This is a genomic window from Chitinophaga sp. (genome assembly GCF_035564935.1).
Classification (GTDB): Bacteria; Bacteroidota; Bacteroidia; order Chitinophagales; family Chitinophagaceae; genus Chitinophaga.
In genome coordinates, this window is record NZ_DATMTE010000513.1 from 1 (window position 1) to 5,812 (window position 5,812).

Annotated in this window: 2 protein-coding genes; one reads left to right on the plus strand and one right to left on the minus strand. The window is 47.4% G+C overall.

Annotation, left to right across the window (positions count from 1 at the left end):
* Positions 1-1,927: family 43 glycosylhydrolase (locus VN105_RS13075; protein ID WP_325641543.1), on the minus strand; the 1,927-nt coding region annotated here is incomplete at its 3' end.
* A gap of 335 nt (positions 1,928-2,262) precedes the next feature.
* Between VN105_RS13075 and VN105_RS13080 the strand changes: the two genes are divergently transcribed.
* Positions 2,263-5,812: hybrid sensor histidine kinase/response regulator (locus VN105_RS13080; protein ID WP_325641545.1), on the plus strand; the 3,550-nt coding region annotated here is incomplete at its 3' end.

Consider the following 5,812-nt stretch of genomic DNA (forward strand, 5'->3'; position numbering starts at 1 on the left):
TCGCGAGGTCATTGGTAAAGGAAAACCAGTTCAACCCTGCCGCCGGATTCCCTGTAAACTTAAACGTTAGTTGATGCGTTCCCGTTAGTTGCTTAACGGGTATGCGGATAGTTGTGTATGCTTTCGATAACGCAGCTGGCAGCGTTACCAAAGCATAGGGATGCAATGAATCTTTATCTGCATACACCTCAATATGTCCCTGACCCGGGGAAACCCGTAGCAGGAGATATTTATAACCATTTTCAAAATCCACGCGGTTAAACCGGATCCATGCCCCATCTGTTAAATGGCCAATATCCTGCTCCCCGGGGTGGCTTGTATTAGCGCTGGCCTTTACACGTGCCAGGTATATTTCGTCATACATCTCTGCCTGCACCAATGAGGAAGCTTTAAAAAGATTGGGGGGACCCTGGCGTGTATTCATCCGGAACCAGTTGAAATCAACAAAACCACCGGGCTTCCGGGTAGCATAATTAAACAACGTAAACCTGTTTCCTGTAAACATCTTCAGGTTAAATTGCATATCCAGGGTATCGCCGATTGGAATAAACCTGCGGTTATCAAAACTATAATAAAAATGAGCCTGGTTGCTAATCGTATTTACGGATGCTTTTAAGAAGATCACCTGCCTTTTCCCTAAGGCAATACTGTCGATGGTTTTCCCGGCATTTTTCATGATTATAAACTTCGAGCGCTCCCCTGCCTTTACACCTATCAGCGCATGAGGGATCTGCAGTACGGCAAGGCCTGCGATATCGCCTGCCTGCATCCGGCTTACATCCAGTTCCGTAGTGGCATCCGAGAAAGGACCGAATATGCGTTGCGTTAAGGAGTTTTTTGCCTGGGGAAGATCAGCGGTGATATTGCTGGTAGTTAACCGCAGGTACCCCTTGCGTTCCGCCAGGGACCATGCACTGTTGTCGGGGTTATGGTTCCACGACCACTGCATCCCCAGCTTACCGGTATTAAACTCGTCGCTGGTGGGCAGCACACGCACCGGTGCACTTCCTCCGGTATTGGGTTTGGTATGGGTAACTACGGCCCGACCGTCTTTCCCCACCATAGGCCAGCCATCTACCCACTGAACCGGTTGCAGGGTGGGCACCCTCCCTACACCTACCCTGTCCTGGAAAATGACGCTCCACCATTCCCCTGTTTGCGTTTCAACCAATGCGCCCTGGTGTACTCCCTTACCATGGAGATTCATATCATCCCGCAACACAATTTTTTCTTCATAGGGGCCATAAATATTTTTTGACCGCAGGCAGCACTGGTAACCGTCGCCGCCTCCATAAGTGGCATAAATATAATAGTACCCGTTTATCTTGTAAACATGCGCTCCTTCCAGCCCGGGTCTTTGTACTTTATCAAATACAACGCTGTCCCGGCTAACCGGTGCAAGGGCGGAGTCCACTTCTGTCACCGATATCTTAGAATAGCCATGCGCCACGTAGATGCGCCCGTCGTCATCAAAAAAAAGCCCCGCATCGTAATATGGTCTTGCCAGCTTTCGTATTTCCCAGGGGCCTTCCGCCTTTGTTGCCGTGCATAAAAAACCTCCTTCATCCAGCGTAAGGAAAAGGATATGGAATTTCCCGTTGTGGTAACGGATACTGCTGGCCCACTGCCCTTTTCCATAGCGGTTACCGCCGTTTAAATCATAAAACGGATGTTGCTTAAATTGCTGCACTGCATGGGAAGCATACTCCCAGTTCACCAGGTCCCTGGATTTCAGCACAGGAACACCCGGAAAAAAATACATGCTGGTTGTAACCATATAGTAAGTATCTCCAACGCGGATAACATCATTATCCGGGAAATCGGCCCAGATAACCGGGTTCGTAAAAGTGCCATCCTCATTGTCCGACTGCTGTGCACGCAATGAAGTGCCAACAAGCAGGAAAAGTATCACGAAGCATTGTTTCAAATTTCTTGCGGATAAATTGTTACACATCTTTATAAAATTATAGCAGCATGCTGTCGTTTTGTCTATGCCAGACATTCCGTCACACTGGCAGCTACCAGCGTTAAAACAAAAATACCAGGACCGCCTTTCAGCCGATAGCTCATTTGTTGAAATTCATAGCACAATTGTCGTTCCGACAATAATTTGCCTCCTAACGTTCTGCCATAGGCAGGCACAGTAGATATATTCCTTTTAAGATTGACTTACAATACTTAAATTAGGCAGAAGAAATAAATTCAACCAGGGTCCATGTATGAAAAATTCAACCAACATCTTGTTTTTAACGACTGCTACCTATGCTTAAATATAAACTAACCTGTTTCTGTTGCCTGTTATTCCTGGCCGGGGTAAGCTGGGGGCAGGCAAAGAAGATCAACTTCACCACACTGGCCGCAAAAGACGGGCTGATATCCAATGCGGTGAATTACATCATCAAAGATCAATACGGTTTGATGTGGTTTGCTACAGACGACGGCTTAAACAAGTTTGACGGCACCAATTTTACCGTTTACCGGCACAACCCCGCCGATTCTTCCAGCCTGAGGGCAAACGAGGTATTGGTACTGCACGAGGATAAAACCGGTAACCTCTGGATAGGTACCGGCGGTGGCGGCCTTAGCCTGTACAACCGCAGAAAAGATGCCTTTATCCACTTCCCGGTAAATGCCAATACTCCCGAACTTCCCGTCAACGCTGTCATAACGGACATCAGCAGCGATACATCCGGGAAAGTATGGATAGCGCAGTTCGAGAACCTGTTCCTCCTCAACCCCGCCACCCGCCAGGTTTCCAAAATCGGGCTTCACACGGGACAAGAAAACCCTGAAGCCACAAAAGCATTGGCCTGTGTTTTTGTTGACCGGAAACAACAGGTATGGGTAGGCACTACCACAGGTCTTTACCGGTATACTCCAACCACGGGCGCCTTAAAGCTGATACTTAACAACACCACCGGAGCCGGCGCTACTGATAACGATGTAAGAGCTATCACGGAAGACCAAAACGGCAGGATCTGGGTAGGCACAGCAACCGGGCTTTGCGTGCTGCAACCCAATGATAACGGGTTTACCTCCTATGCCCGGTTAAGCGGAAATACTTCTATCGGCAACATACAGGTTAACTGCATCGAACCAGACGACGATGGACAGTTATGGATCGGTACACAGGAAGGACTGATTGTTCTTAATACCCGCACAAACGCTATTAATCGTTATCTCCCCGATAATGAAAATATCTACAGCATCACCAGCCCATCCATAAAATGTACCTATATCGACAGGCAAGGGATCTACTGGATCGGCACCTTTCGCGGCGGTGTCAATAAATATGATAAAAATCTGAACCTCTTTAATTTCAAACCCGGTACTATTTTTCATACCCAGTACCGCAAATCGTCCATAGTAAGCGCCTTTGCAGAAAACAATGAAGGGAATATACTGGTTGGCACTGACGGAGGCGGCTTGTTTGGCTTCAACCGTGAAACCGGGAAAGTACAGCCGGTGAATATTCCCCTTCCGGCCAACAATTATACTTCCATCATGGCGCTTCATTATACCCGGGAAAATAAGCTGTTCATTGGCACATATGCCTATGGCCTGCTTATACAGGATTGCGCCACCGGCAGCTATAAACACCTGGCAAAAGGCCCCGGCCCGGGCAACCTGAACGCTAATGATATTTTTTGTATTAAAGAAGACAGCAAAGGCAATGTTTGGGTGGGCACCAATGGCGGAGGCGTAAACATTTTAAAGAATGATGAAATCATTGCCCGGTTCAGTCCACATCCCAGGCCCGGTATGCCCGGCGAAAAAAAACTGCCGTTTAACGGATACATAAGAACCATTGAAGAAGATGCAGACGGAAATATCTGGATCGGCACACACGGCGGGGGAATCGGAGTCTATCATCCCGCTACGGGCAAATGGGATATCTATACACAAAGCAACAGCCGGTTATCAGGCGATAAGATACAGGTGATACTGCGCGACAGCCGCGGAAATATGTGGGTAGGCACCTATGGCGGGGGACTGAGCCTCTTCAACAAAACCACCGGGCAGTTTATAAACTACGCTGAAAAAGACGGGCTGCAGAACACCACCATCTACCAGATCCTTGAAGACCAGGACCATACCCTCTGGCTGAGCACCAACACCGGCATCAGCAGCTTTAATATTATCTCAAAAAAAATCCGGAACTATACACATTACAACGGCGCCCAAAATAATAATTTCGTTCATACCTCAGGAATACGGTTGTCTGACGGAGATATTATGTTCGGCGGTCTTGAAGGCTTTAATTATTTTACGCCCTGCAGTTTAACAGTGAACAAAAATGTACCTGTTGTGCTGCTAACGGATTTAAAAGTATCCAATAAATCAGTGGTCCCGGGTGAAGACAGTCCCATCAAAGACCATATTTCCGTTACCGGCGATATCAGGCTTGCATACAAACAGAATTTTGCCCTCAGTTTCGTGGCACTGAATTATACCATCCCCAGGGAAAATTACTACGCTTATAAACTGGAGGGGTTCGACAAAGACTGGAACTATACAGGAACTGCCAGCACCGCCTCTTACACCAACCTGGATCCGGGGGTGTATACCTTTCATGTAAAAGCCAGCAATAACGACGGAATCTGGAATACAGATGATACCACCATAAAGATCTATGTGCAGCCGCCATTCTGGCGCACCATGTATGCCTATGTGTTTTATGTGGTTGTTATCTGCGGGCTCCTGCTATATAGCCGGTACCTGGGAATTGCCAGGATAAGAAAGAAATTCCTGGCAGAACAGGAAAAACAGGAGATCAAGCGTATCCGCGAACTGGACCGGATGAAAATTAAATTCCTCACCAATCTCAGTCATGATTTCAGAACACCCATTTCATTGATCATAGGCCCCGTGGAACAATTGATTGCCGGGGAAAAAACCGGCAACAGGATTGAAAAGCTGAACATGATCAAACGAAATTCCAGGCGGCTGCTCAATCTCGTGAATCAGTTACTTGATTTCAGGAAGATGGAAGAACACGAGCTAAAACTGCAGTTGTCGAAAGGAGAACTGGTTAGCTTCATAAAGGAAGTGACAGATTCCTTCAGCGACTTTGCCGAACGAAAAAAGATCCGGTTTACCTTCAACAGTGTTCCGGCATCCCTGTTTGTTTTCTTTGATCACGATAAAATGGAACGCATTCTCTTTAACCTGCTTTCAAATGCATTTAAATTCAGCCTGGAAGATGGTGCAGTAACGGTTGAACTAAAATTAGCGGGAAAGCCGGCTGCCCCCGGCGAGCAATGGGTGCTCATAGTAGTGAAAGATACCGGCATTGGTATCCCACAAGATAAAAGAGAAAAGATATTCGACCACTTTTTCCAAACCAATACCAGCACCGCCATACTTAACCAGGGTACCGGCATCGGGCTATCCATTACAAAGGAATTTGTGAAAATGCACGGAGGCGCCATTGAAGTGGAAAGCGAACCAGGGCAAGGCGCCACATTCTCACTACAGCTTCCGTTAAAGATAGCAGACCAATATATTCCGGGTTCCGTATCGCCGGCAATAACATTGCCGCCGGCAGAAGCGCAGCTGCCGCCCGTAGTACCGGCGCTACAAGTGGCAGCTGCCGGAACAGAAAGTTTCCCTGAAATGTCAACTATTTTACTGGTGGAAGATAATGAAGACTTCAGATTCTATCTCAAAGACAATCTCCGCAACAGCTACAAAGTAATAGAAGCAGCCGATGGAAAAGAAGGCTGGCAAAAAGCACTGGCACTGCATCCGCATATAATTGTCAGCGATATCACCATGCCACAGATGGATGGCATCAGCCTGTTGCAAAAAC